At 61.0% G+C, this 23,286-nt stretch carries 20 protein-coding genes and 1 pseudogene; 10 read left to right on the forward strand and 11 right to left on the reverse strand.

Annotated elements, in window-relative coordinates:
- Nucleotides 1-2 precede the first annotated feature (2 nt).
- A complete protein-coding gene (locus AB4N64_RS07240; protein ID WP_460123489.1) occupies nt 3-911 on the reverse strand; it encodes a LysR family transcriptional regulator in 909 nt (302 codons plus the stop codon).
- Between the two features lie 83 nt (nt 912-994).
- Between AB4N64_RS07240 and AB4N64_RS07245 the strand changes: the two genes are divergently transcribed.
- Nucleotides 995-1,918 carry a carbon-nitrogen hydrolase family protein gene (locus AB4N64_RS07245; RefSeq protein WP_460123492.1) on the forward strand — a complete coding sequence of 308 codons (924 nt, stop codon included), beginning with the start codon at nt 995-997 and terminating at the stop codon, nt 1,916-1,918.
- 46 nt (nt 1,919-1,964) lie between these two features.
- Here the strand turns inward: AB4N64_RS07245 and AB4N64_RS07250 are convergent, their stop codons facing one another.
- The 3 genes from AB4N64_RS07250 to AB4N64_RS07260 all read right to left on the reverse strand — a co-directional run bounded on the left by AB4N64_RS07250 (nt 1,965) and on the right by AB4N64_RS07260 (nt 4,942).
- Entirely contained in the window at nt 1,965-2,438 is a 474-nt protein-coding gene (locus tag AB4N64_RS07250; protein WP_460123494.1) for an LEA/WHy family protein, read from the reverse strand.
- A 54-nt stretch (nt 2,439-2,492) separates the two neighbouring features.
- On the reverse strand, nt 2,493-3,959 hold the full coding sequence (locus AB4N64_RS07255; RefSeq protein ID WP_460126654.1) for a nucleobase:cation symporter-2 family protein: 1,467 nt from the start codon (nt 3,957-3,959) through the stop codon (nt 2,493-2,495).
- 89 nt (nt 3,960-4,048) lie between these two features.
- The gene (locus AB4N64_RS07260) at nt 4,049-4,942 is read right to left on the reverse strand and encodes a LysR family transcriptional regulator (RefSeq protein WP_460123497.1); all 894 of its coding nucleotides are present in this window, start codon (nt 4,940-4,942) and stop codon (nt 4,049-4,051) included.
- 102 nt (nt 4,943-5,044) lie between these two features.
- Here AB4N64_RS07260 and AB4N64_RS07265 point away from each other — a divergent pair, with 102 nt between their 5' ends.
- Nucleotides 5,045-6,148, forward strand: coding sequence for a polyamine ABC transporter substrate-binding protein (locus tag AB4N64_RS07265; protein WP_460123500.1), 1,104 nt, complete (start codon nt 5,045-5,047; stop codon nt 6,146-6,148).
- A 19-nt stretch (nt 6,149-6,167) separates the two neighbouring features.
- Nucleotides 6,168-7,127: an agmatinase gene (speB, locus tag AB4N64_RS07270; RefSeq protein WP_460123503.1), complete on the forward strand. Its 960-nt coding sequence runs from the start codon at nt 6,168-6,170 to the stop codon at nt 7,125-7,127.
- A gap of 55 nt (nt 7,128-7,182) precedes the next feature.
- On the opposite strand, the pseudogene AB4N64_RS07275 reads toward speB, so the two are convergent.
- Nucleotides 7,183-8,236 (reverse strand): annotated as a pseudogene (locus AB4N64_RS07275) (aldo/keto reductase).
- Nucleotides 8,237-8,445: 209 nt separating this feature from the next.
- On the opposite strand from AB4N64_RS07275, the gene zapE reads away from it, so the two are divergent.
- The 3 genes from zapE (at nt 8,446) to AB4N64_RS07290 (ending at nt 10,875) form a co-directional block, all read left to right on the forward strand.
- Nucleotides 8,446-9,567 (forward strand): cell division protein ZapE, encoded by a 1,122-nt coding sequence (gene zapE / locus AB4N64_RS07280; protein WP_460123506.1) that lies wholly within the window; start codon nt 8,446-8,448, stop codon nt 9,565-9,567.
- A 17-nt stretch (nt 9,568-9,584) separates the two neighbouring features.
- Nucleotides 9,585-10,166, forward strand: a complete 582-nt coding sequence (locus tag AB4N64_RS07285; protein WP_460123508.1) for a DinB family protein — start codon at nt 9,585-9,587, stop codon at nt 10,164-10,166.
- 214 nt (nt 10,167-10,380) lie between these two features.
- A complete protein-coding gene (locus AB4N64_RS07290) occupies nt 10,381-10,875 on the forward strand; it encodes a GNAT family N-acetyltransferase (protein WP_460123511.1) in 495 nt (164 codons plus the stop codon).
- 190 nt (nt 10,876-11,065) lie between these two features.
- Here the strand turns inward: AB4N64_RS07290 and AB4N64_RS07295 are convergent, their stop codons facing one another.
- Both AB4N64_RS07295 and AB4N64_RS07300 read right to left on the reverse strand, forming a co-directional pair.
- Nucleotides 11,066-12,808 carry a phosphoethanolamine transferase CptA gene (locus AB4N64_RS07295; RefSeq protein WP_460123514.1) on the reverse strand — a complete coding sequence of 581 codons (1,743 nt, stop codon included), beginning with the start codon at nt 12,806-12,808 and terminating at the stop codon, nt 11,066-11,068.
- 183 nt (nt 12,809-12,991) lie between these two features.
- Complete coding sequence (locus AB4N64_RS07300) at nt 12,992-13,174, reverse strand: DUF6026 family protein (protein ID WP_460123517.1); 183 nt, start codon at nt 13,172-13,174, stop codon at nt 12,992-12,994.
- A 272-nt stretch (nt 13,175-13,446) separates the two neighbouring features.
- Between AB4N64_RS07300 and gnd the strand changes: the two genes are divergently transcribed.
- Genes gnd through AB4N64_RS07315 form a run of 3 tightly spaced genes read left to right on the forward strand, consistent with a single transcriptional unit; the run spans nt 13,447 to nt 16,765 of the window.
- The gene (gnd, locus tag AB4N64_RS07305; protein ID WP_460123520.1) at nt 13,447-14,427 is read left to right on the forward strand and encodes a phosphogluconate dehydrogenase (NAD(+)-dependent, decarboxylating); all 981 of its coding nucleotides are present in this window, start codon (nt 13,447-13,449) and stop codon (nt 14,425-14,427) included.
- On the forward strand, nt 14,424-15,947 hold the full coding sequence (zwf, locus tag AB4N64_RS07310) for a glucose-6-phosphate dehydrogenase (protein WP_460123523.1): 1,524 nt from the start codon (nt 14,424-14,426) through the stop codon (nt 15,945-15,947). The genes gnd and zwf overlap by 4 nt, the downstream gene beginning before the upstream one ends.
- Nucleotides 15,944-16,765 (forward strand): HAD family hydrolase, encoded by an 822-nt coding sequence (locus AB4N64_RS07315; RefSeq protein ID WP_460123526.1) that lies wholly within the window; start codon nt 15,944-15,946, stop codon nt 16,763-16,765. The genes zwf and AB4N64_RS07315 overlap by 4 nt, the downstream gene beginning before the upstream one ends.
- A gap of 49 nt (nt 16,766-16,814) precedes the next feature.
- Here the strand turns inward: AB4N64_RS07315 and nhaB are convergent, their stop codons facing one another.
- The 3 genes from nhaB to AB4N64_RS07330 form a co-directional block, all read right to left on the reverse strand.
- A complete protein-coding gene (gene nhaB, locus AB4N64_RS07320) occupies nt 16,815-18,317 on the reverse strand; it encodes a sodium/proton antiporter NhaB (RefSeq protein WP_460123529.1) in 1,503 nt (500 codons plus the stop codon).
- A gap of 78 nt (nt 18,318-18,395) precedes the next feature.
- Complete coding sequence (locus tag AB4N64_RS07325; RefSeq protein WP_460123532.1) at nt 18,396-19,685, reverse strand: hypothetical protein; 1,290 nt, start codon at nt 19,683-19,685, stop codon at nt 18,396-18,398.
- A 278-nt stretch (nt 19,686-19,963) separates the two neighbouring features.
- Nucleotides 19,964-20,230, reverse strand: coding sequence for a hypothetical protein (locus tag AB4N64_RS07330; protein WP_460123535.1), 267 nt, complete (start codon nt 20,228-20,230; stop codon nt 19,964-19,966).
- Between the two features lie 341 nt (nt 20,231-20,571).
- Between AB4N64_RS07330 and AB4N64_RS07335 the strand changes: the two genes are divergently transcribed.
- A complete protein-coding gene (locus AB4N64_RS07335; protein ID WP_460123538.1) occupies nt 20,572-21,897 on the forward strand; it encodes a sigma-54 dependent transcriptional regulator in 1,326 nt (441 codons plus the stop codon).
- 67 nt (nt 21,898-21,964) lie between these two features.
- Here the strand turns inward: AB4N64_RS07335 and AB4N64_RS07340 are convergent, their stop codons facing one another.
- Nucleotides 21,965-23,242, reverse strand: a complete 1,278-nt coding sequence (locus tag AB4N64_RS07340; RefSeq protein ID WP_460123541.1) for a coiled-coil domain-containing protein — start codon at nt 23,240-23,242, stop codon at nt 21,965-21,967.
- Between the last annotated feature and the right edge of the window lie 44 nt (nt 23,243-23,286).

Genomic DNA, 23,286 nt, shown 5'->3' on the forward strand with positions numbered 1-23,286 from the left:
GCTCAGGCGAAGCAGGCGACAATTGCCTCGCGCACTTTCAATACCACCGGGTCCAGTTGCGTGCTGGTACGCCAGCCCAGTTCGACCGGGTAGCGCGGTAATGCCAGGGGGCAGGGCAGCACCGCCAGGCCGGTGAGCGCCGCGATGCTTTGTGCGGCGTGGGCCGGAATGGTGGCCACTGCCTGGCTGCCCTTGAGCAGGTGCGGCAGCGCGGCGAAATGCGTGGTCGAAGCGCAGACCCGCCGACTCAAACCCACTGCAGCCAGGCCTTCGTCGGTGATCCCGATGAAACCGCCCGAGGACACCAGAATGTGCTCGCGGGCGACAAACTCTTCAAGGCTCAGGCGGTGCTGTCCTTGTACCAGGCTGACCGGGTCGACCAGGCACTGATAGTCGCCTTCACCCAATACCTGGCGACTGAGCAGACGCTCCGCAAACCCGCCCGCAGTGATCGCCAGGTCGATGCTGCGCTCCATCAACGCCTGGGCAACGATCTGGCTGTGAGTCTGGCGGAAGATCAAGCGCAGCTTCGGTGCGCGGCGGGCTATGTCCTCGATCAGGCGCCTGCCGTAGGCAATTTCGAAATCGTCCGAGAGACCCACCGTCACTGAGCGGCCATCGTAGTGATGCGCCGCTGGATCGACCATTGCCAGGCTTTGACGGCATTTGCTCAGCGCTTCGCTCAGCACGGGCTTGAGTTGGTTGGCCTTGAGCGTGGGCGCCAGGCCGCGACCGGTGCGAACGAACAATTGATCACCGTAGACTTCGCGCAGCCGGCGCAAGGCCGCGCTGACCGCCGATTGCGTCACCCCCAGGCGCAACGCCGCGCGGCTGGCGCTGGACTCTTCATGCAGCGCTTCGAACACTTTGAGCAGATTGAGATCAAGATTGGCGATATTCATCTGGTTCATATCATTCAGCAGTGAAACGGTCTTTATTCATGATCGCGCGCGGCCCGAGAATGAGCAACACCTGATGTGAATGGAGAGGCGTGATGCCCAAGTCTATCGTTGCTGCACTGCAAATCGGCGCTCTGCCCGGGGGCAAGGCTGAAACCCTGGAACAGATTCTTTCGTACGAAAACGCCATCGTGGAGGCCGGCGCGGCGCTGGTGGTGATGCCCGAAGCGCTGCTGGGGGGCTACCCCAAAGGCGAGGGCTTCGGCACGCAACTGGGTTATCGACTGCCGGAAGGGCGTGAAGCCTTCGCCCGTTACTTCGCCAACGCCATCGACGTCCCCGGCGCGGAAACCGAGGCGCTGGCAGGCCTGGCGGCTCGCACCGGGGCGAACCTGGTGATCGGCGTGATCGAACGGGATGGCAGCACCCTGTATTGCACCGCGCTGTATTTCGACCCGCAGGCGGGCCTGGTTGCCAAGCATCGCAAATTGATGCCCACCGGGACCGAGCGGCTGATCTGGGGCAAAGGCGATGGCTCGACCTTGCCGGTGATCGACACCCAGGTCGGGCGCCTCGGCGCGGTGGTGTGCTGGGAAAACATGATGCCGCTGCTGCGTACTGCCATGTACGCCAAAGGCGTAGAGGTGTGGTGCGCGCCGACCGTGGATGAGCGCGAGATGTGGCAGGTGAGCATGCGCCATATCGCCCATGAAGGCCGTTGTTTTGTGGTCAGTGCCTGCCAGGTCCAGGACTCGCCGCAAGCGCTGGGCATGGACATCGCCAACTGGCCGGCAGACCGCCCGTTGATTGCCGGTGGCAGCGTGATCGTCGGTCCCATGGGCGACGTCCTTGCCGGGCCACTGCGTGGCGAACGTGGATTACTGTTCGCCGAGATTGACACTGACGAACTGATCCGTGCGCGCTATGACTACGATGTGGTGGGTCACTATGCGCGGCCGGATGTGTTCGAGTTGACGGTGGATGAGCGGGCCAAGCCCGGGGTGAAATTTATCCATTGATTGCTGTTGCACACATCCCCCTGTGGGAGCGGCTCTGCACGACAGGTTACCAGGTGCCTGCAGCCGCCCCCGGCAAACTCAACTTGCCACTGTCGCTGAACCGCATGGTGCCAAACAGGCCGCCCGCCAGCTTGCCGCGCAGGACGTAAGGCAGGTTGTCCAGGGTTTGCGTCTGGCTCAGGCCCAGGGTCTGGCGCAGGACCGAGAACGCCGAGACGCTGACTGGCACGCTCAGCACCGTCTCGGAAAATCGCGCAATCGAGCCGGATTGATCGCTGACCCCGGACGCCAGCGGCTGACCATTGACCGACAGGTCCAGGGCCACGCCGTTGTAGTCGATGGCGGTGTCGTTGGGATTCTGCACGCGTATCTTTACCGCGAAACGCACTTCCATGTCCTGGCTGGTCAACGGTTCGAAGCCCACCACGTTGATGTTCAGCGGGTCGCGGTTGGGCAATAGGGCACAGGCGCTCAGGGTGAGCAGCAGCAGGCAAAGGACAAGGGCGTGGACACGGCGCATGGCATGCTCTCTAAAGGAAAAGGCCGAACCCCAGGGGCTCGGCCTTGAGCTTGCCTATCGGTTCAAAGGTGCGACAACCTCAGCGAGCGCGGGTTCATCCTTGGCGGCCGGGTTTTCCATGACCTGGAGAATCGAGGCTTCCGGGTCGAAATCGTCCTCTTCCAGCTCGATGAACTCTTCGGGCAGGAAGATATTGAGCACGATAGCGCACAACGCACCGACGGTGATCGGCGATTCGAAGATGTTATGCAGCGCCTTGGGCAGTTCGCGCAGCACCTCCGGCACCGCCGCCACACCCAGGCCCATGCCGATGGAAATCGCCACGATCAACATGTTGCGCCGATGCAGGCCGGCTTCGGCCAGGATCTTCACGCCCGCCACCGCCACGGTGCCGAACATCACCAGCTCGGCGCCACCGAGCACGGGCTTGGGCATCAGTTGCAGCACTGCGCCGATCATCGGGAATAGACCCAGCAGGACCAGCAGACCGGCGATGAACAGCGCCACGTAGCGACTGGCGACGCCGGTCAGCTGGATCACGCCGTTGTTCTGTGCAAACGTGACCATCGGCATGCTGTTGAACACGGCCGCCATGGCCGAGTTGAGACCGTCTGCCAACAAGCCTGACTTGATTCTGCGGATGTACACCGGGCCCTTGACCGGCTGGCGCGAGATCATCGAGTTGGCTGTCAGGTCACCAGCAGCCTCCAGAGGCGACACGAGGAAAATCACCGCCACGGGCACAAAGGCCACCCAGTCGAAATTGAAACCGTACTTGAACGGCACGGGCACGCTCATCAGGGGCACTTGCGGCATGTTGCCGAAATCCACGCTGCCCATGAGCCAGGCGACGAAGTAGCCGAGGGTAAGGGCGATGACGATGGCGCCCAGGCGCAGGAATGGCACATCCACCCGGTTGAGCACCACGATGGTTCCCAATACCAGGGCTGCCAGGCCCAGATGACTGGCGGCGCCCAGGTCCGTCGCACCGAAGCCGCCGGCAATGTCGGTCATGGCGACCTTGATCAGCGACAGCCCCATCAGGGTGATGATGGTCCCGGTCACCACCGGCGTGATCAACATGCGCAGCTTGCCGATGAACTGGCTCAACACCACTTCGATGAACGCAGCGAAAAAGCACACGCCGAAAATGGTCGACAGAATCTCATCGGTGCCGCCGCCCCGAGCCTTGACCATGAAGCCGGCGCTGAGGATGACGCTGATGAACGAGAAGCTGGTGCCTTGCAGGCACAACAGACCCGAACCGATTGGCCCGATGCGCCGCGCCTGGACAAACGTGCCCAACCCGGACACGAACAGCGCCATGCTGATCAGGTAGGGAATTTCGCTTTGCAGGCCCAGGGCGCTGCCCATGATCAGGGTCGGGGTGATGATCCCGACAAAACTGGCCAGCACGTGTTGCAGGGCGGCGAAGACTGTGGCGGTCAGGTGCGGACGGTCATCGAGGCCGTAGAGCAAGTCGCTGTGGCGCGGGGCGGTAGCTTTTTCAGAGGCGATCATGATGGTTTGCGTGCCGAAAGGCGGCCGGGTCGGAAAAGGGAGGCGCAGGATGCCAGCAGCCGGCAGCAAGGGCAACGAATGATCCTCCTTCAGGCAAACGCCGCCAACAAATCCTCCTCGAACGCCTTCTGCGCGTCCCCCGGCACCTGCGCGCGGTGGCGGGCCAGGTGGAACGTCACGTCGAAACTCAAATCATTGCGGCGCACCGCCCGCAGCAATCCCTTGTCCTCCCAATTGCGGGCAAAGTGGCTGGGCAGGTAGCCGACATGTTTGCCGGACAGGATGAAGGCGAGGGTGCCTTCGACCTGTTCCGAGCGCGCCGAACAACGTTGGCCCTGAAACGGCTCCTGGCTGCGCAGGAAGCGGTAGGGGTGATCGACGCGGTCGCTGGCCTGCAGGACCAGGTCGTCCGGGGTATCGCCGGTGAACAGCGGGTGGCCCGCAGCGCAATAAAGGTGCTGGGTTTCGACGAAGAGTTCGCGGTAGTCGAACGCGCTCTGCACCTGAGAGAAATAGCCGATAGCCAAGTCCAGCCGTTGCTGCAACAGCAGGCGCTCCATTTCTCCCGGCATGGCGCTGATCAGTTCGATGCGCACCGATTCGTCGCGCTCGCGAAAGCGCCGGATCGCGTCGGCGACTTGTTGCAGCACAACCTGGTCCAGAGCTTCGGACAAGCCCAGGCGCACTTCACCGAGCAGGCGTCCGGCGACGCCGTTGGACTGATGCCTGAACACTTCGATGGACTGAAACAGCTCGCGGGTGGCCAACAGCAATTGCTCGCCCTTGGGCGTCATCCGGAATCCGCCCTTGCCGCGACTGCATAAGCGGTAGCCGAGACGGGTTTCCAGGCGCGCCATCTGCTGGCTGATGCTCGATTGGCTCAGGCCCAGTTCGCCTTGGGCTGCACTGAAACCGCCACATTCGACCACGCTGACGAACAGGCGCAGCAGTTGCAGATCCACATCATGAAGTTGGCCGAGCATCAAACATTACTCCGCAATAATGTCAGGGTAACTGACTTGGTATTTTTTTCAATGTAACAGGCGCCTCATGCTGCAACCACTTCCTCTGCTCAGGTGTGCGTCATGGCTCCTTCATTCAAGCGGTGTGCCCCCGCGCTGTTCCTGGCCGTGGCCCTATCGGCGCACGCGCAGGCGCCGTCCGAGGGTAAAGCGGTCAACCTCTACAGCTGGGCCGATTACGTCGCCCCGGAAACCTTGGAGCGGTTCGAGAAAGAAACCGGGATCCAGGTGCGCTACGACACCTTCGATTCGTCGGAAGTGCTGGAAACCAAGCTGCTCACGGGCGGCAGCGGTTATGACGTGGTGGTGCCGTCGTCCAGCGTGCTGGCGCGGGGCCTGGCGGCGGGCGCGTTGAAGCCGATTGCTCACGAAGAGCTCAAGGGCTACGCCAACCTCGATCCCGACTTGTTGGAAAAACTCGCGGTGGTTGATCCCGGCAACCGTTATGCCGTGCCGTACACCTGGGGCACTCTGGGGCTTGGCATGAATGTCGAAGCGGTGAAACAACGTTTGCCCGACGTGCCGCTCAACAGCCTCGATCTGCTGTTCAAGCCCGAATATGCCGGCAAGCTGAAAGACTGCGGCGTGGCGATCATCGATTCGCCCCAGGAAGTGATCGGCCTGGCGCTGCACTACCTTGGTAAAGATCCCTACAGCACCGACAAGGCTGATCTGTCAGCCGCCGATGTGCTGCTGCGTCAGTTGCAGCCGAATGTGCTGTATGTCGCCAGTGGCCGACAGATCAGCGACCTGGCCAACGGCAGCGTCTGCGTGGCACTGACCTACAACGGCGATGCGAGTATGGCGGCAGACCAGGCGCGCAAGGCCCATAAGCCCTTTGAGGTGGCTTATCGCATTCCCCGGGAAGGCACGTTGGTGTGGCAGGACAACCTGGCGATCCCCAAGGACGCGCCACACCCCGAAGCGGCCCGTGCCTTTATCGAGTTCATGTTGCGCCCCGAGTCGGTGGCTGCGCTGACCAACACGCTGTTTTTCGCCACGGCCAACGGGGCAGCGACCCCGCTGGTGGATGAAGCGGTGCGCAACGACCCGGACATCTATCCGCTGGCCGAGGTGCGCGAACGCTTGTACGGCGACCGAAGCATGAGCCTCAAGGACCTGCGCCAGCGCACTCGCCTGTGGACCGCTTTCCGTAGCCGTCAGTAATTATCAGAAGGAGCACCCGATGGACGTCCCAGTACTCAACGACCAGGCCATGACCCGTGACAGTCTTTACGGCACGGCCGCGGAAAGCACCTACGCCGGCATCACCAGTTTCATGCGTCGTCGCTACAGCCGCGACCTGCGCGGGGTTGACGTAGCGGTCAGCGGCGTGCCGTTCGACACCGCTACCAGCAACCGCCCCGGCGCCCGTTTCGGACCACGGGGCATTCGCGCGGCGTCCACCGGGCTTGCCTGGGAACGGCACTGGCCGTGGGCATTCGATCCGTTCGACCATCTGGCGGTGATCGACTACGGCGATTGCGACTTCGACTACGGTTCGCCGCACTCGACACCGGAGGCTATCGAAGCCCACGCCGAGCACATCTTGCAGGCCGGTTGCGCGATGCTGACCTTTGGCGGTGATCACTTCATCAGCTATCCGCTGCTCAAGGCCCACGCTCGCAAACACGGGCCACTGTCACTGATCCATTTCGACGCCCACAGCGACACCTGGCCGGACGAGGAGGGCAAGCGCGTCGATCATGGCACCATGTTCTGGCATGCCGCGCGCGAAGGGCTGGTGGATCCGTCCCGCTCGGTGCAGATCGGATTGCGCACCACCAATGACGATCATCGGGGTTTCCAGGTGCTGGACGCGCGGCAGGTGCATCGCCGTGGGGTGGACGCGATTGTCGAGTCCGTTCGTGCGCGCGTCGGCGATCACCCGGTGTACCTGACCTTCGACATCGACTGCCTCGACCCCGCGTTCGCCCCTGGCACCGGCACGCCGGTGTGCGGCGGCCTGAGCACGGTGCAGGCGCTGGAGATCCTTGGCGGGTTACGCGGGATCAATCTGGTGGGCATGGATTTGGTAGAGGTGGCGCCAGCCTACGACAGTGCGGACATTACCTCACTGGCGGCAGCGACATTGGCGATGGAAATGCTGTGCCTGTATGCCGCCAGACACAAGGTGGACCAGTAACCCTCTTATGCCTGATCGTTCCCACGACGTGGGAACGATCAATTCAACTGGCGGATCAAGCCACCGGAATAACCGGCAGATCCAGCGTCTCAACCCCCTGAATACCGTGGTGCCGACCCAATGATGGTGCCATGGGGCACGCCGGCGTCCACTGCACTGACCGCCTCCAGTCGCGCCACCTGCTGCGCGCTCAGTTTCAGGCTCAACGCCCCCAGCGTCCCGTCCAGTTGCTCACGGGAGCGCGACCCCAGAATCGGAATCAGCGCCGTCGTCGAGCGCCGGGCCTTTTCCAGCAACCAGGCTATGGCCACGTGGGTCGGGCTGGCGTCAGCTTCAGCGGCCACGGCAAGCAAGGCATCGAGAAGGGCCGTCTCGCGAGCGCTTTTTTCAGCATGCACCAGCATGCCGAGTTTGCTGGCGCGGTTGTCGCCATCGTTGCTGCGGTACTTGCCCGTGAGGAAACCGCCACCCAGCGGCGACCACAGCGTGGCGGCCAGCCCCAGGGCCTCGGCCATCGGCAGCATTTCCCGTTCGGCGGTGCGCTCTACCAGGCTGTATTCCACCTGAATCGCGGCAATCGGTGCAAAGCCACGCACCTCGGCCAGCACGTCGGCACGGGCGATCCGCCAGGCCGGAAAGTTCGACAGCCCGGCGTAATGAATCTTGCCGGCGCGCACCAGATCGTCAAAACCGCGAAGGATCTCTTCCATCGGTGTCACGCCATCGCTCATGTGCGCCCAGAACAGATCAAGGTGATCGGTCTTCAGTCGTTTCAGGCTTTCTTCCACGGCGCGAACCATGTTCTTGCGGTTGTTGCCTGTGTGGGAAATGCCCGCTGCCGGTGTAGTCCCCAGGGTGTACTTGGTGGCGATGACCAGCCGGTCGCGCTCAGGGGCAATGAGTTCGCCGAGCATGGTTTCCGACTGGCCTCCCTGATAGCCGTTGGCGGTGTCGATGAAGTTGCCGCCGGCTTCCAGGTAACCGTCAAAAATGCGGGTGGCTTCGTCGCGCTCGGCGCCATGCCCCCAACCGGTTCCAAAATTGCCGGCACCCAGCGCCAGTTCCGAGACCCGCAAGCCGGTTTTTCGGCCGAACACTTTGTAATGCATGGGAAGACTCCTGAGACGAGACGCTACATAGATGTTTCAAGACATGTATTTAAGATGATGCTACTCATGTATCGAGTCAAGTCGAATTTTATAAGCGGTGAAAAGCGCCAGAGGGCTACTGACAAGCGTTATCCGGGGACGAGCAGGGCAAGATCACGCGGCTGGATATTTCCCTGTAGTCACGGCCGGGCGATGGCATACTGCCGCGCATGAATGTGAACTCTCCGTTAAGTGCCTGGCAACAGGCGGTTGAACAGAAGGGCTTCGTCCAGGACGAGGCCCAGGAACATGCCGTGTGGGCGCTGCAAAAGTGCTACGAAGCGCTGCATGCAGGCGATCACAGGCCAGTGTCGGGCGTTTACCTCTGGGGGCCGGTCGGGCGAGGCAAGACCTGGCTGATGGACCAGTTTTATCAGAGCCTGCAGGTTCCGGCCCGACGCCAGCATTTCCATCACTTCATGGGTTGGGTGCATCAGCGTTCGTTTCAACTGACCGGCACCGCCGACCCGCTGAAGGCCCTGGCCCGAGAGTTGAGCGAAGAGGTGCGCGTACTGTGCTTCGATGAGCTGTTCGTCAATGACATTGGCGACGCGATCATCCTCGGGCGCCTGTTCCAGGTGATGTTCGACCACGGCGTGGTGGTGGTCTGCACCTCCAATCAGCCGCCGGATGGGTTGTACGCCGATGGTTTCAACCGGGAGCGCTTCACGCCCGCCATCGAGGCGATCAAGCAGCACATGCAGGTGATCGCGGTGGACGGCGGTGAAGATCATCGCCTGCATCCCGGCGCCGGCCTGCAGCGCTATTGGGTGGCCCAGCCGGGTCAGCCGAGTGCTTTGGCCGAGGTGTTCAAGACCCTGACCGCCGGCCAGTCGGTCCGCCCCGAGCCGATCAAGGTCGGCTACCGTTCATTGAACGTCGTGAGGGCCAGCGATAGCGTGCTCTGGACGCGCTACGCCGACCTTTGCGAGCAACCCCTGGCGGCCATGGATTTCATGGCCCTGTGCGATACCTTCAGGGCTATTCTGTTGAGTGACGTGCCCAACCTCAGCGCAAAAAAACGCGAAGGGCGCATCGCCCGAGGCACTGAAGACGGGGCCGAACGGGTGGTGGCGGGCGACCGCGAGCTGCCGCAGTTGTCGGTGCATGACGACGGCGTCCGTCGTTTCATCGCACTGGTGGATGAATGCTACGACCGCAAAGTACCGTTGTACCTCGAAGCACAAGTGCCCATGGAAATGCTCTACACCGAGGGCTATCTGGAGTTTGCGTTCCGCCGTACGCTTAGCCGCCTCCAGGAAATGCAGTTGCAACGTTTTGCCGAGGCTTGAACCCTGGGAGCGCGAACGTGAATCAGCCCTTGTCCCATCATTTGCTCACCATGGCCTACCAGAATGCGTGGGCCAATCATCGACTGGCCAAGGCGTGGCAGCGGTTGAGCGCCGAGGAGCTGGCAGCGCCGCGGGTCAGTTTCTTCCCCAGTCTGCGAGCGACCCTCAATCACATCCTGACCTGCGACTGGTTTTATGTGGACGCACTGGAGCGAGAGTTGCGAGCCGATGAGCCGCACCCGGACTGTCATGTATTTTTCAGTGCCGACGAGCCCTTCACTGACGCCGCAGATCTCAAGCGCGAACAGATCCAGGTGGATCGCCGGCTGATAGCCTACTGCGAGCAACTGCGCGACGCCGACCTGGGCAAGATCGTGACCATCGCCCGCGACACCCCGCAACACGACAGCCGCCTGCGCCTGTTGTCGCACCTGTTCGAGCACCAGATCCATCATCGCGGTCAGGTGCACGCCATGCTCAGCGGCACCTCGGTTGCACCGCCACAACTGGACGAATTCTTCTGCGCCGGCGAGTCGGGTCTGCGGGCAGCGGATTTTGCTGAACTGGGCTGGACCGAAGCGTTGATCTGGGGGCATTGAAGGTCGGGGGTTATGCCCTCTGCTTGTCTGTGGGAGCGAGCCTGCTCGCGATGGTCTTGAACGATAATCAGGGGGGGTGACAGCCCGAGGCGCTCTTTGTGTTTCATCGCGAGCAGGCCCGCTCCCACAATTGAAGTCATTATTTCCATTGCGTCACTCTGTGCGCCCGCGATAGGGTCAGCGCTCGCTGTTAAACGTGTCTTTGAGGGTGGAAATGGAATCCGCTGAAATTCTTGTGCTGCAAGCCAGTTACACCAACCCTGTGCATGCCGAGGCGTTGCGCGTCGTGTTGAATCATTACGCCGAAGACCCGATGGGTGGCGGGCACTCGCTGCCCACCGAAGTGCTGGAGCACCTGCCGGAGGAACTGGCCAAACGGCCGTATGCATTCACTGTACTGGCCTTTGTCGGTGGCGAGCCGGCAGGGCTGGTCAATTGCTTCGAGGGGTTTTCGACGTTTGCCTGTCGCTCGTTGGTCAACGTGCATGACGTCGTGGTGATGAAGCAATTCCGCGGCTTGGGTCTGAGCCAGAAAATGCTGCAAAAGGTCGAGGACATCGCCCGCCAGCGTGGCTGCTGCAAGATCACTCTGGAAGTGTTGGAAGGCAATGCGGTTGCCCAGTCGTCCTACGCCAAGTTCGGTTTCTCTGCGGGCATGTTCGACCCGGCGCACGGCCGGATGCTGTTTTGGACCAAGCCACTGAATTAAATCCGATCTGAACCTGTATCTGTAGGAGACAAGCTCGCTCCTACAGGATCACTGTTTATACCGCTCGGTCACCTGCGCCGTCTGATCATCCGGCACTTTGACTTCGCGGGTTGGCTGGGTTTGATTCGCGGCTTGGCACACCGATGACCGGCGCCCATGAAAAAGGGGCCGGAATCGGCCCCTGACAGGATTACTTGGCCACCACATCCGCCGGTCCCGGCTTCTTGGGCTTGATCAGGCTGAAGTCGATCAGGGCCTTCTGCTCACGCGCATAGGGATCGCCGATCAACAGCGGGCGCGCCTTGAACTGGGCACTGACCAGGCTCTTGCTGCGGTCCAGCTCATCGAAGCTCAAGCCCGCCAGGTCGGCCCAGGTATGGATCAGGTGCGAACTGCTGTAGGGCCGGTCCAGGTCACCCGTGAAGTTCCAGTCATGGGTTTCACGCCATTTCGGCGAGGCCCAGGCCATGAACGGGATGGTGTACATCGGCGCTGTCGGTTTGTTTTCGTTACGGCCCAGGGTGTTGTGACCTGCCGAGTCAAACACGTCTTCGCCGTGGTCGGAGAGGTACAGCAAAAAGCCATTCGGGTCGGTCTTGGCATAGTCCTTGATCAAGCTCGAGACCACGAAGTCGTTGTACAGCACTGCGTTGTCGTAGCTGTTGTAGGTTGGCAGTTGGTCATCACGCACGCCCGACGGTACGCCGTTGCGGTCCTGGAACTTGTCGAAGCTCGACGGGTAGCGATACTGATAACTCATGTGCGTACCCAGCAGATGCACGACGATCAACTTGCGTGGTGCTGCGTCAGCCAGGGCCTTGTTGAACGGTTCGATCACGTCGCCATCGTACTGGGCGGCGTTCTGGTTGCGGTTGTTGTTCAGGTACACCTGCTCATCGGCCTGTTCGGAGAAGGTGGTGAGCATGGTGTTGCGCTTGGTCATGGTCTGCTGGTTGGTGATCCAGAAGGTTTTGTAACCCGCCTGTTTCATCATGTTGACCAGCGACGGTGTCGACAGGTACGCCTCGGGGTTTTCCTCGTCGGCGAAGGTCAACACCTGCTGCAATGCCTCGATGGTGTAGGGGCGGGGAGTAATGACGTTATCGAATACCGCCAGTTGATCCTTGAGTTTGTCCAGTTCCGGCGTGGTCTCGCGCGGATAGCCGTAAAGGCTCATGCGCTGGCGGTTGGTGGATTCGCCGATCACCAGCACCAGCGTCGCCGGCTGATTGGCCATCGCGTCCTTGAAGTTGCGCAGTGGTGCGACCTTGTTGGCGCTGCTCAACATGTCCTGCATGCCTGCCAGGGTATCGAGATAGCGGTGATAAGCCACGGCCATCTGCCATGGCACGGCGGGTTCGATGCGAGTCTCGAATTTCTCGAAACCTTCGGCGAAGCTGCCGGCGCGCAGAGTCTGCTTGACGAGCGGATAGCCGACGACGGCCACGACGATGGCGGTGGCTGCGATCAGTGCACGGCCACGTGGCAGGTACACCGGGCGCAAGCGGGTCCACAGGAAGTAGGCAAACAGCGTATGGGCAAGAAACGCTGGCACCATCCACCAGGCAAAATACTGGGTCATGTACTCGCCCGCTTCAGACACGTTCGACTCGAACATGATGAAGATGACGCTTTGGGAGAATTCCTGCTGGTAAATGAAGAAATACCCGAGGCTCGCCATGGAGCAGACCCACAGCACCAGACCAATCACGGCCGCCATGACGCGGGTCTGTTTCGGGAACAGCAGCATGGGCGCCAGCCAGACGGCGCTCATCACGAAGGCTTGGCGAAAACCCGTGAAGCCGGAGGTGCCGGTCAGTTGAATCAGCAGTTGGGTAATGCCGGAGAAATACCAGAAGAACACGAACAGCCAGAGAAATCCGGCCCAATCGAACCCTGTCGCAGTCGACTCGCTGCGTTTGAAAAAAACCATCGTGCGCTCCAGGCAGAATCACATGCCACCGTCGGGACTGAAAATCTCCGACGAACGGTAGCCGCGCGGATGCCGCGGCCAGTAAAGAGCCGAAGTATCAACAAGCGGTTGTGAAAGTTTCGTGAGCGAATCGTAATGGCATTTCGGAAACAGCTCAGGGGCTGTTTCCGAGGCGGGGAGGGGTCAGGCGTGAGGGGCGCGCAGGGTAACCGGCTTCGAGTGAGCCTGGAGACCTTGCGTCAGCAGGCGCAATTGTTCGACTTCCTGCTTTAACTGGTCGCGTTCGTCTTTCAACTGGCGCAATTCATCGCGGCGGATCGTGACGTAAAGGGTTTGTGCTGGCCGTGCTGTTTGTACTGTGCCCATTGCTCACCTCGCAAATGGCTGTCTCAACTGTAGATCTGCCCCGCCATCGGGTGCAGTTCTACTATCGGCGCCGATTTTGATTTCTTTTGCCTGGGAATGGAACTTTTTTATTTTTCACTGTCGCTGTGTCTCCGGAACGTTTCCCGACGTTATCCATCGAGATCGGGCACAATGCCCGGAAACTTCATGCCGACGCTCTGGACTAACCCCCATTAGTCGCGTTGGGCTATAACCATTGACACACTTTTATTTGTAGTAGGGAGCATCAGCACATGCAACTCGGGATTATTGGACTGGGCCGCATGGGCGGCAATATTGCACGGCGCCTGATGCTCAACGGGCACTCCACCGTTGTATTTGACCGCAATACTGCCTTCATCGAAACGCTTGTGGCCGAGGGCGCGCAAGGCGCGGCCGACCTGCCGGCGCTGGTGGCGGGACTTTCCAAACCTCGCGCTGTCTGGGTGATGCTGCCAGCCGGCGCACCGACCGAAGACACCATCGACACCTTGAGCACCTTGCTTGAGCCGGGCGATACCATCATCGATGGCGGCAACACCTTCTATAAGGACGACATCCGTCGGGGCAAGACCCTGGCGGAGAAAGGCCTGCACTACATCGACGTTGGCACCTCCGGCGGCGTCTGGGGCCTCGAGCGAGGCTATTGCATGATGATCGGTGGCGACGCCGAGACCGTGCGACGCCTGGACCCGTTGTTCGCCGCCCTGGCGCCCGGCATGGGCGACATCCCTCGTACCAAGGACCGCCAATCCGATGACGACCGTGCGGAGCGCGGCTACATCCACGCTGGCCCTGCGGGTGCCGGGCACTTCGTCAAGATGATCCACAACGGCATCGAGTACGGCATGATGCAGGCCTTCGCCGAGGGTTTTGACATCCTCAAGACCAAGTCCAGCACCCACCTGCCAGAGGACCAGCGCTTCGACCTGAACGTGGCCGACATCGCCGAAGTCTGGCGTCGTGGCAGCGTTGTGTCCTCGTGGCTGCTCGACCTGACCGCCGATGCCCTCGCGGCCGATCCGAAACTCGACGGTTTCTCGGGGTCCGTGGCCGATAGCGGCGAAGGTCAATGGACCATCGAAGCCGCCATGGAACAAGCCGTGCCGGTGCCGGTGCTGTCCAACTCGCTGTTCGCTCGCTACCGTTCGCGCGGGCAAGGCACCTTCGGTGACAAGATCCTCTCGGCCCAGCGCTTTGGCTTCGGTGGCCACGTGGAGACTTCGAAAAAATGACCCGACTGATCCGCAATAAATCCAAGGCAGAACCTGCACCGCCGACCACGTTGTTCCTGTTCGGTGCCCACGGTGACCTGGTCAAGCGCTTGCTGATGCCGGCGCTGTACAACCTGAGTCGTGACGGTTTGCTGGGGGAAGGATTGCGGATCGTTGGCGTTGACCACAACGCCGTTACCGATGAAGCCTTTGCGCAGAAGCTCGAAGATTTCATCCGGGCCGAAGTGGCGAGCAAGGTCGGTAATGGTGATCAGGCCCTTGATCCACTACTGTGGGCCAAGCTGGCCAAGGGTATCAGCTACGTGCAGGGCGATTTCCTGGACGACAGCACGTATCAGGCGCTGGCGGCGAAAATCGCCGCCAGCGGCACCGGTAACGCCGTCTTCTACCTGGCCACCGCGCCGCGTTTCTTCAGCGAAGTGGTGCGCCGCCTGGGGGCCGCCGGTTTGCTGGTGGAAACCCCGGAGGCCTTCAGGCGGGTGGTGATCGAGAAACCGTTCGGTTCCGATCTGCCCACTGCGCAAGGGCTGAACGCCTGCCTGCTCAAGGTGATGACGGAAAACCAGATCTACCGGATCGATCATTACCTGGGCAAGGAAACCGTGCAGAACATCCTGATCAGCCGGTTCTCCAACAGTCTGTTCGAAGCGTTCTGGAACAATCATTACATCGACCACGTGCAGATCACCGCCGCCGAAACCGTCGGTGTGGAAACCCGTGGCAGTTTTTACGAGCACACCGGCGCTCTGCGGGACATGGTGCCCAATCACCTGTTCCAGTTGCTGGCGATGGTGGCGATGGAGCCACCGGCTGCCTTTGGCGCCGATGCGGTGCGCGGTGAGAAAGCCAAGGTGGTGGGGGCCATTCGGCCCTGGTCCACGGAGGAGGCGCGGGCCAATTCGGTACGCGGCCAGTACACCGCAGGCGAAGTCGACGGCAAGTCGTTGCCCGGCTATCGCCAGGAAAACAACGTAGCTGCCGACAGCACCACCGAAACTTACGTGGCGCTCAAGGTCATGATCGACAACTGGCGTTGGGTGGGCGTGCCGTTCTACCTGCGCACCGGCAAGCGCATGAGCGTGCGCGATACCGAGATTGTCATCTGCTTCAAGCCGGCGCCTTACGCGCAGTTCCGCGATACCGAGGTCGATGAGCTGCAACCGACCTACCTGCGGATTCAGATTCAGCCCAACGAGGGCATGTGGTTCGACCTGTTGGCGAAGCGTCCGGGGCCGGCGTTGAAGATGGCCAACATCGAACTGGGGTTTGCCTACAAGGATTTCTTCGAAATGCAGCCGTCCACCGGCTACGAAACCCTGATCTACGATTGCCTGACGGGCGATCAAACCCTGTTCCAGCGTGCCGACAACATCGAAAACGGTTGGCGTGCCGTGCAGCCGTTCCTCGACGCCTGGCAAGAGGACGCGAGCGTGCAGGGCTATGCCGCGGGTGAAGACGGGCCGATTGCCGCCGAGGACCTGCTGACCCGCGATGGCCGCGTCTGGCACGGCCTGGGATGAGTGACGCGGCGTTGCAACCCATCCGCTTTCTGCTCAGTGACATGGACGGCACGCTGTTGCTGCCCGATCACAGCCTGAGCCAACGCACCATTGAAGCCGTTCGCTCATTGCGCGAGGCCGGTGTGTTGTTCAGCCTGGCCACCGGGCGTCCACCCAAAGCCATGTTGCAGCAGATCGAAGCCCTGGGCGTCGACTTGCCGACCGCGGCGTTCAATGGTGGCACCATCGTTCATCCCGACGGCAGCCTGCTGGTAGCGCATTACCTGCCGGCCACGGCGGCGCTGACCGCGCTGACTCAGTTTGCCGACCTGCCGGACATCGAGGTCTGGGTATTCAGCGGCGGTGACTGGCTGCTGAAAGACCCGAATGGCCCGATGGTGCCGAGGGAGCAGCATGGCCTGGGGTATGCGCCTGTGGTCGTGGACAGTTTCGAGCCGTACCTGCAACACATCGACAAAATTGTCGCCGCCAGCCACAACACGCAGCGGCTGATCGAACTGGAGGCGCAATTGCTGCCCAAAGTCGAGGGCCAGGCGCAAGTGTCGCGCTCGCAGCCGGTCTACCTGGATGTGACCGCGATGCAGGCCAACAAGGGCGACGCGCTGGCGACCCTGGCCGAATTTCTCGGCGTGCCGCTGGCACAGACCGCCGCCATGGGCGACGGCGGCAATGACCCGGCGATGTTCCATCGTGCCGGGCTGTCGATCGCCATGGGGCAGGCAGAGGAGGTGGTCAAGCGCCAGGCGGATGTGGTGACCGGGGCCAACACCGAAGACGGCGCAGCGCAGGCGATCGAGCGGTATATCCTTCCAGGATAGGTACCGACACTCGCTCCCACAGGGTTTGCATCCAATGTTTGATGGATGTCTACAACCAATAACTCACCGCATACCACCCCAATACCCCCATCACCACCGTATACGGCAACGCCATCCACACCATGCGCCCATACGACAGGCGAATCAGCGGGGCTATCGCCGAGGTCAGCAGGAACAGGAACGCCGCCTGGCCGTTGGGTGTGGCCACGCTTGGCAGGTTGGTGCCGGTGTTGATGGCAATCGCCAGGGTGTCGAAATGCTCGCGGCTGATATGTCCGGAGACGAACGCCTGTTTGACTTCGGTGATGTAGATGGTCGCCACGAACACGTTGTCGCTGATGGCTGACAGCAAGCCGTTGGCAATGAACAGCATGCCTGGTTGCTGATCGGCCGGCAGTGCAAGAACCCACTGGATCAGCGGCGTGAACAGCTGCTGATCGTGAATCACCGCCACCACGGCAAAGAACACCACCAGCAGCGAAGTGAACGGCATGGCGTCCTTGAAAGCGCTGCCCAGGCGATGTTCGTCCGTGATGCCAGTGAATGCAGTGATCAACACGATCACCATCAGGCCGATCAGGCCGACCTCGGCAATGTGAAAGGCCAGGCTGGCGATCAGGATCAGCGCGGCCACGCCCTGCACGATCAGCGCCGCGCGCTGGCGTGCCGTGCGGCCGGCATCGTCTTCGCCTGCGTAGTTGGCCAGCACGGTGCGCACGTTGTCTGGCAGCAACGTGCCGTAGCCGAACAGGCGCAGTTTCTCCAGCAATACGCAGGTCACCAGGCCCGCCGCCAGCACGGGCAGGGAAACCGGGGCGATTTTCAGAAAGAACTCGGTGAAATTCCAGCCCATCTCGTGGCCGATCAACAGGTTCTGCGGCTCGCCGACCAGGGTGCACACACCGCCCAGTGCCGTCCCGACAGCACCGTGCATCAGCAGGCTGCGCAGGAAGGCGCGGAACTGTTCGAGATCATCGAGGCTGAGCTTGGGCAAATGTTGGTCGTCGCTGAACTCGGTGTCCTGGCGCGGATCTTTGCCCGAGGCCACCCGGTGATACACCGAGTAGAAGCCCACTGCGGCGCTGATGATCACGGCCGTCACGGTGAGGGCATCGAGAAAGGCCGAAAGAAAGGCCGACAGAAAACAGAACATCAGCGCCAGCATCGGCTTGGAACGGACCCCGAGCAGCAGGCGCGAAAACAGGAACAGCAGCAGGTCTTTCATGAAGTAAATGCCCGCCACCATGAACATCAGCAGCAGGATCACCGGGAAGTTGTGCTGCAATTCCAGGTAGAGCGCCTGGGGCGTAGTCATCTTCAGCAGCAGCGCCTCGACCAGCAAGAGACCGCCAGGCATCAGCGGGTAGCACTTGAGCGCCATGGCCAGGGTGAAGATGAATTCCAGCACCAATAGCCAACCGGCCGCCACCGGGCCGACGGTCCACAGCACCACGGCATTGAGCAGCAGAAAGCCGATGATGGTGACTTTGTACCAGCGAGGCGAGTTGCCGAGGAAATTGTGCGCGAACGCCTGGGCCATTGATCCGGACATTGGCGGCTCCTTTTATTTAGAAGCGCGCAAGTTGCCGCAAGCCGAAGGCAAGATCAAGCGTAGGAAAGTTCGGAGTCGTTATCCTTGATATCGCGCGACCATCGCCCGGTAGTTGCCGTCGAGCGAATAGCCCCCCACGACAATGTTGCCATCGGCCTGCACGGCCAGCGAAGTCGCGGTGTCCGGGCCTCTGCTCAGGCGGGTACGGACCCAGCCGAGGCCATTGCCGAAGCGCTCATCGAGTTGCCCGTCAGGCAGGTGCCGCGCCAACATGAAATCGCCTTCGATCCCTCCGTTGGTGGCGCCGGCGGTTAATACGCTGCCGTCCGCCAGGGCTTTTGCGGCGGTCCACTGACAGCCGTTGCGACCCACCGCCAGCAACCGTGGTTGACCGTCGTTATCGTGCACGTCCGGTCGGCCATTGGGGTGAAGCTTCAGGGCCAGGCAATGCATCGGGTCGCGGCTGGTGCCAAAGCAGCGCAAGTCGCCGTTTTCGTGCTGGACGATCTGGCTGACCTGGACGCGGCGCCCCTGGGCCATGAAGCTCATGAAACCATCCACGGCAAAGTGGTCATCAAGGGTGCCGTCGCTGTGATAACGCGCGAGCAAGCCTTCTTCGGGGAAATTGATCGAACCGCCCACCAGAATCCGGCCGTCGCGTTGCACCATCAGCGTGCCGAGCCAGGTGTTCATCAGCAGGTGCCTGACCAGGACGAAGCCGCGCCCATTGAAGGTCTCGTCCGCTGAGCCATCGGCATTGAGGCGAATCAACAGGCCGACATGATCGGCCTGTTCAAAATGATGATTGGCCAGTAACAGGATCTTGCCGTCTGCCTGGACCTGCGCATCACAGGCTTCGGCGCCGGGCACGCCCGGTGGCAACCAGTTGTCGCGTGCGCCCCGGGCAAGATTACCCGGCAGGCGGACGACACAGCGGCCATTGTTGGCAAAGGATTGCACCGGTTTGCCGCTCGGGTCGAACAGCGCCAGGGCCGGGAGCGTGTGGTTGGCGTCTTCATAGTGCAGGCCAGCCAACAGAATGTGGCCATCGGCGAGCACCTGAACGCTGCCGGCCATGGCTTCGAAGCCCGGTTCGAACTGGCTGATGATGCTGCCCTGTTCACCGAATTCCAGGTCTGCCGAGCCGTCTTCCAGCAGTCGGGCCAAACCAAAGCGGCTGCCCCTCGTTGTGCCGACCTTGGCCGCGATCAGCAGACGTCCCATTGAATCGATGGCAATGCCGTTGGTCATGCTGCTGAGGCTGTCGGCGAAGTAAACCTGAGTGACGCCGGTGCCGGCGAAGCGCTTATCAAGCTCGCCCGCTTTGGTCTGCGGCGGGGGTAAGGCAAAGGCGGTCTGGATTGACATGCACGCATCTCCTTGCGAGTCGTCGGGATCCAGGACGGGGGTTGGCGACTGGGGAAACATTCAACGCCTGAATGGCCCGATGCACAACTGACAGAACTAACAGGCGGAGGGTCGCTGTGTGCCAGAACAATGACTTTTCGAACCACTCATAAGCCAGGTAAACAAACGGGCGTGTGAAAGTTCGGATGAAACACGATCGAAAGTGTTGTTGGCGCGAAAGGCCAACAAACTAACGATGGGGGAGGGGGCGGATTACTTGAAAGTAATCCGCAGCTCACTTAGTGCGGCATCGACCACGATTGAAGTGCATAACCTTCCTGGCTCAGCTCTTTGCGGGCTTCTTCCAGAACATGCTCAAGTTGCGCGGGGTCGGTGTAGGCGCTACTTGGGATCTGCGTGCGGCCGATGCGATTGTTGGTACGGTCGATGACGGTCAGGCTGAGTTCACCGTTGCCGTCTTGTGGAGCCCAGGCCACGCATTGGAATGGCTTGAACGCGCGGTCGGCAATCAAAAGAGCTTCGTTGATACGGAGCGGGGCTGTCATGGGGTCTTCTCTCTATATGCCCAATCAAGTGATGTGCCGTCGGTTGGGCGTACCGTCCGGCTGGTTACTTGTACTGATGCCTGCTGGCAGCATGTGGGTCACATTTTATTAAAAGAAATTACGTTTTTTTTGTCCTGGCTCAATAGCACGACAGTTTTTGAAAGCTCAACGAAAGGTTTGGCTCGCAGGTGAACTAACGGACTACGCCGTTTATAAACGCAGATTGAAAACCTTTAGACAGACGGTCCAGGCCCCCGTCAAATTCTTGCTAACGTTACAGTCGGGCTTGCCAAATGGCTGTTTTTAATAAAATTCCTCTGATTTGGCGCCAAGGAATAGTCATGAGTGAAGCGCCCGCGTCGAGACGTCTATTAGTGGTGGACCCGTGCGACGATTGTCATCGTCTGTTGCCAGGTTTGCGCTCCATCGGTTGGGACGTCGACAGTTGCAGCCTGGAGAATGCCGCCGACCGAACCTGCGACGTCGGCCTGCTGCGTTTGCAGCCGTTTCATCTGGAAAGTCCCGAGGCCGTCAAGGAACTGATCAGCCGCAGTGGCGCCGAGTGGATAGCCGTACTTAAACAGGACATGTTGCGGCTACAGAATGTCGGGGATTTTGTTTGTGAATGGTTTTTCGACTTCCACACGTTGCCGTTCGATGTCTCCAGGGTTCAGGTCACACTGGGGCGGGCGTTTGGCATGGCGCGCCTGCGTGGCCAGGGCGCGGTTCACGTCGAGCAGCCCGAACACGAGCTGCTCGGTGACAGCAAGTCCATTCGCGAGCTGCGCAAGCTGCTGAGCAAGCTGGCGCCCACCGAATCGCCCGTCCTGATTCGCGGCGAAAGCGGAACCGGCAAAGAGCTGGTGGCCCGCACGCTGCACCGTCAATCCCAGCGCCACAACAAACCCTTTATTGCGATCAATTGCGGCGCCATACCCGAGCACTTGATCCAGTCCGAACTGTTTGGTCACGAGAAGGGCGCGTTTACCGGCGCCCATCAACGCAAGATCGGGCGGATCGAGGCGGCCAATGGCGGTACGCTGTTCCTTGACGAAATTGGCGACTTGCCGCCAGAGCTGCAAGCCAGCCTGTTGCGTTTTCTTCAGGAAAAACAAATCGAGCGGGTAGGGGGCAGTCAACCTATTCCAGTGGATGTGCGGGTCCTGGCAGCGACTCACGTCGATCTGGAGGTTGCGATCGGCAAGCAACGTTTTCGCGAGGATCTGTATTACCGCCTCAACGTATTGCAGGTGGTGACCGCGCCGCTGCGCGAGCGCAATGGCGACCTGGCGATGCTGGCCAATCACTTTTCACACTTCTACAGCCATGAAACCGGTCGCCGGCCCCGTAGCTTCAGTGAAGATGCGTTGATTGCCATGGGACATCATGACTGGCCGGGCAATGTTCGCGAACTGGCCAACCGGGTGCGCCGCGGGCTGGTGTTGGCCGAAGGCCGGCAGATCGAGGCACGGGACCTGGGCCTGATCAGTCATCCAGGCGTCGCCGCGCCCATGAGCACGCTGGAAGACTACAAGCTGCGGGCAGAGCGCCAGGCCTTGTGCGATGTCCTCAACCGCCACAGCGATAACCTGAGCATTGCCGCCAAGGTGCTGGGCATTTCCCGGCCGACTTTCTACCGGTTGTTGCACAAACATCAGATTCGATGAGGCGGCTGCGAGCTACAAGCTACAAGCTACAAGCTTGCGGCTTGCGGCTTGCAGCTTGTAGCTGCCCCTAAAAGTAATAGGGGAATTTCAGGCTGAAGGAGAAGTCCGGCGCATCTTCGGTCAAGCCGATGGCCAGTTGCGGCACGATTGTGAGGTTGTCGGTCGCGGCCAACGTCATGCCAATGTTGAAGTTGGCCGAGTTGTAGTCGCTGTTGGTGATGGACTGCCAGTCCCCGCCATCCGGTTTGATCTTGCTCTTGCGGGCAAACTGGTCGGTGAAGGAGAACGACATGCTCATCTTCTCGTTCAGGGCGAAGGCGATACCGGCGCCGACTTGCCAGGAGTCACCCAGCTTCACGTCGCCCTTGACCTTGGAGCCCACCTGCGGGCTGATGTCGCTGAACGAATCCTGCACGTTGTAGGTGTAGGCCAGGGTGCCAAACAGCACGGCAGGGTCGTAGGTCTTGACCAGCGAGATACCCGGGGTAATCGCCCAGACACCGTTGCCGGTAGGCAGGGATTCGGGCACCGCGAGGTTGTCGTTGTTCGGGTCTTCCACCAGTTTGATGCCGTAAGGGTCCTTGCCGGTGGGCGCCTTGACACGCAGGGTGAAGACCGCGTCAGGCAGGTCGGCCGTTTCATCGAGAAACTTGTAGGCCACGCCCACGTTCACATCGCCAATGGCCGGGTCGCGGGTGACGGTGGCGTCTGACGTGACCGGGCCGGCGCCACCTGCGCCGCCTGAGGAGTACGTCGATTCGCGATAGACCACGGGTACGTTGATGTCGAACTGCCAACGCTGTGCCACGTTGTAGCGGGCGGTCAGGTCCAGGGTCCAGTTGTCGGCCTTGATCCGGTCCAGGTTGATGTTGCCCAGGAAAATCGAGTCCAGTGCCAGGAAGCCGTTGAGCGTCAACGCACGGGTATCGTAGTGGGTGTAAGTCAGGCCGGTCTCGATGCTGAACTTGCCGCCACCGAAGAAGCCGCTGGCTTCGTCGTACAGGTTGGAAACGCTTTGCGCCGGTTGCGAATCATCTTGCAGCGACTGGCCATACGAACTGCCGGTAGCGCCCGGTGCGCCGCTGGCCACTGTCTGGCCCTTGACCGGGTCGGCGGGGGATTTGGTCAGGCGTTTGGGCGCGGGTGCTGCCGGCGTTTCTTCGACTTGGCGAACGCGCTGCTCAAGGACCATCAGCGCGTTCTGTTGTGCTTCGTAACGTTGCTTCAGCTCCATGAGTTCTTGTTTTAGGATTTCCACCTGGGGGTCCGGGGCGGCATATAACAGGGTGGCCGGAGCCAGGCTGCTCAGACAAACGACAACTTTTAACGTTGAAGATCGGTGCATGGGTTTAGCCGTCCCTTCTGACTGCATCTGATGAGACTGAGCGT

It is taken from the genome of Pseudomonas sp. S2_C03 (genome assembly GCF_054668405.1).

Coding starts and splice junctions, on each gene's coding strand:
- AB4N64_RS07240 (WP_460123489.1), bottom strand. CDS start 911: ATGAACCAGATGAATATCGCCAATCTTGATCTCAATCTGCTCAAAGTG.
- AB4N64_RS07290 (WP_460123511.1), top strand. CDS start 10,381: ATGGAATCCGCTGAAATTCTTGTGCTGCAAGCCAGTTACACCAACCCT.
- nhaB (WP_460123529.1), bottom strand. CDS start 18,317: ATGTCCGGATCAATGGCCCAGGCGTTCGCGCACAATTTCCTCGGCAAC.
- AB4N64_RS07300 (WP_460123517.1), bottom strand. CDS start 13,174: ATGGGCACAGTACAAACAGCACGGCCAGCACAAACCCTTTACGTCACG.
- AB4N64_RS07315 (WP_460123526.1), top strand. CDS start 15,944: ATGAGTGACGCGGCGTTGCAACCCATCCGCTTTCTGCTCAGTGACATG.
- speB (WP_460123503.1), top strand. CDS start 6,168: ATGGACGTCCCAGTACTCAACGACCAGGCCATGACCCGTGACAGTCTT.
- AB4N64_RS07325 (WP_460123532.1), bottom strand. CDS start 19,685: ATGTCAATCCAGACCGCCTTTGCCTTACCCCCGCCGCAGACCAAAGCG.
- AB4N64_RS07335 (WP_460123538.1), top strand. CDS start 20,572: ATGAGTGAAGCGCCCGCGTCGAGACGTCTATTAGTGGTGGACCCGTGC.
- AB4N64_RS07245 (WP_460123492.1), top strand. CDS start 995: ATGCCCAAGTCTATCGTTGCTGCACTGCAAATCGGCGCTCTGCCCGGG.
- zapE (WP_460123506.1), top strand. CDS start 8,446: ATGAATGTGAACTCTCCGTTAAGTGCCTGGCAACAGGCGGTTGAACAG.
- AB4N64_RS07255 (WP_460126654.1), bottom strand. CDS start 3,959: ATGATCGCCTCTGAAAAAGCTACCGCCCCGCGCCACAGCGACTTGCTC.
- AB4N64_RS07250 (WP_460123494.1), bottom strand. CDS start 2,438: ATGCGCCGTGTCCACGCCCTTGTCCTTTGCCTGCTGCTGCTCACCCTG.
- AB4N64_RS07330 (WP_460123535.1), bottom strand. CDS start 20,230: ATGACAGCCCCGCTCCGTATCAACGAAGCTCTTTTGATTGCCGACCGC.
- AB4N64_RS07260 (WP_460123497.1), bottom strand. CDS start 4,942: ATGCTCGGCCAACTTCATGATGTGGATCTGCAACTGCTGCGCCTGTTC.
- gnd (WP_460123520.1), top strand. CDS start 13,447: ATGCAACTCGGGATTATTGGACTGGGCCGCATGGGCGGCAATATTGCA.
- zwf (WP_460123523.1), top strand. CDS start 14,424: ATGACCCGACTGATCCGCAATAAATCCAAGGCAGAACCTGCACCGCCG.
- AB4N64_RS07265 (WP_460123500.1), top strand. CDS start 5,045: ATGGCTCCTTCATTCAAGCGGTGTGCCCCCGCGCTGTTCCTGGCCGTG.
- AB4N64_RS07340 (WP_460123541.1), bottom strand. CDS start 23,242: ATGCACCGATCTTCAACGTTAAAAGTTGTCGTTTGTCTGAGCAGCCTG.
- AB4N64_RS07295 (WP_460123514.1), bottom strand. CDS start 12,808: ATGGTTTTTTTCAAACGCAGCGAGTCGACTGCGACAGGGTTCGATTGG.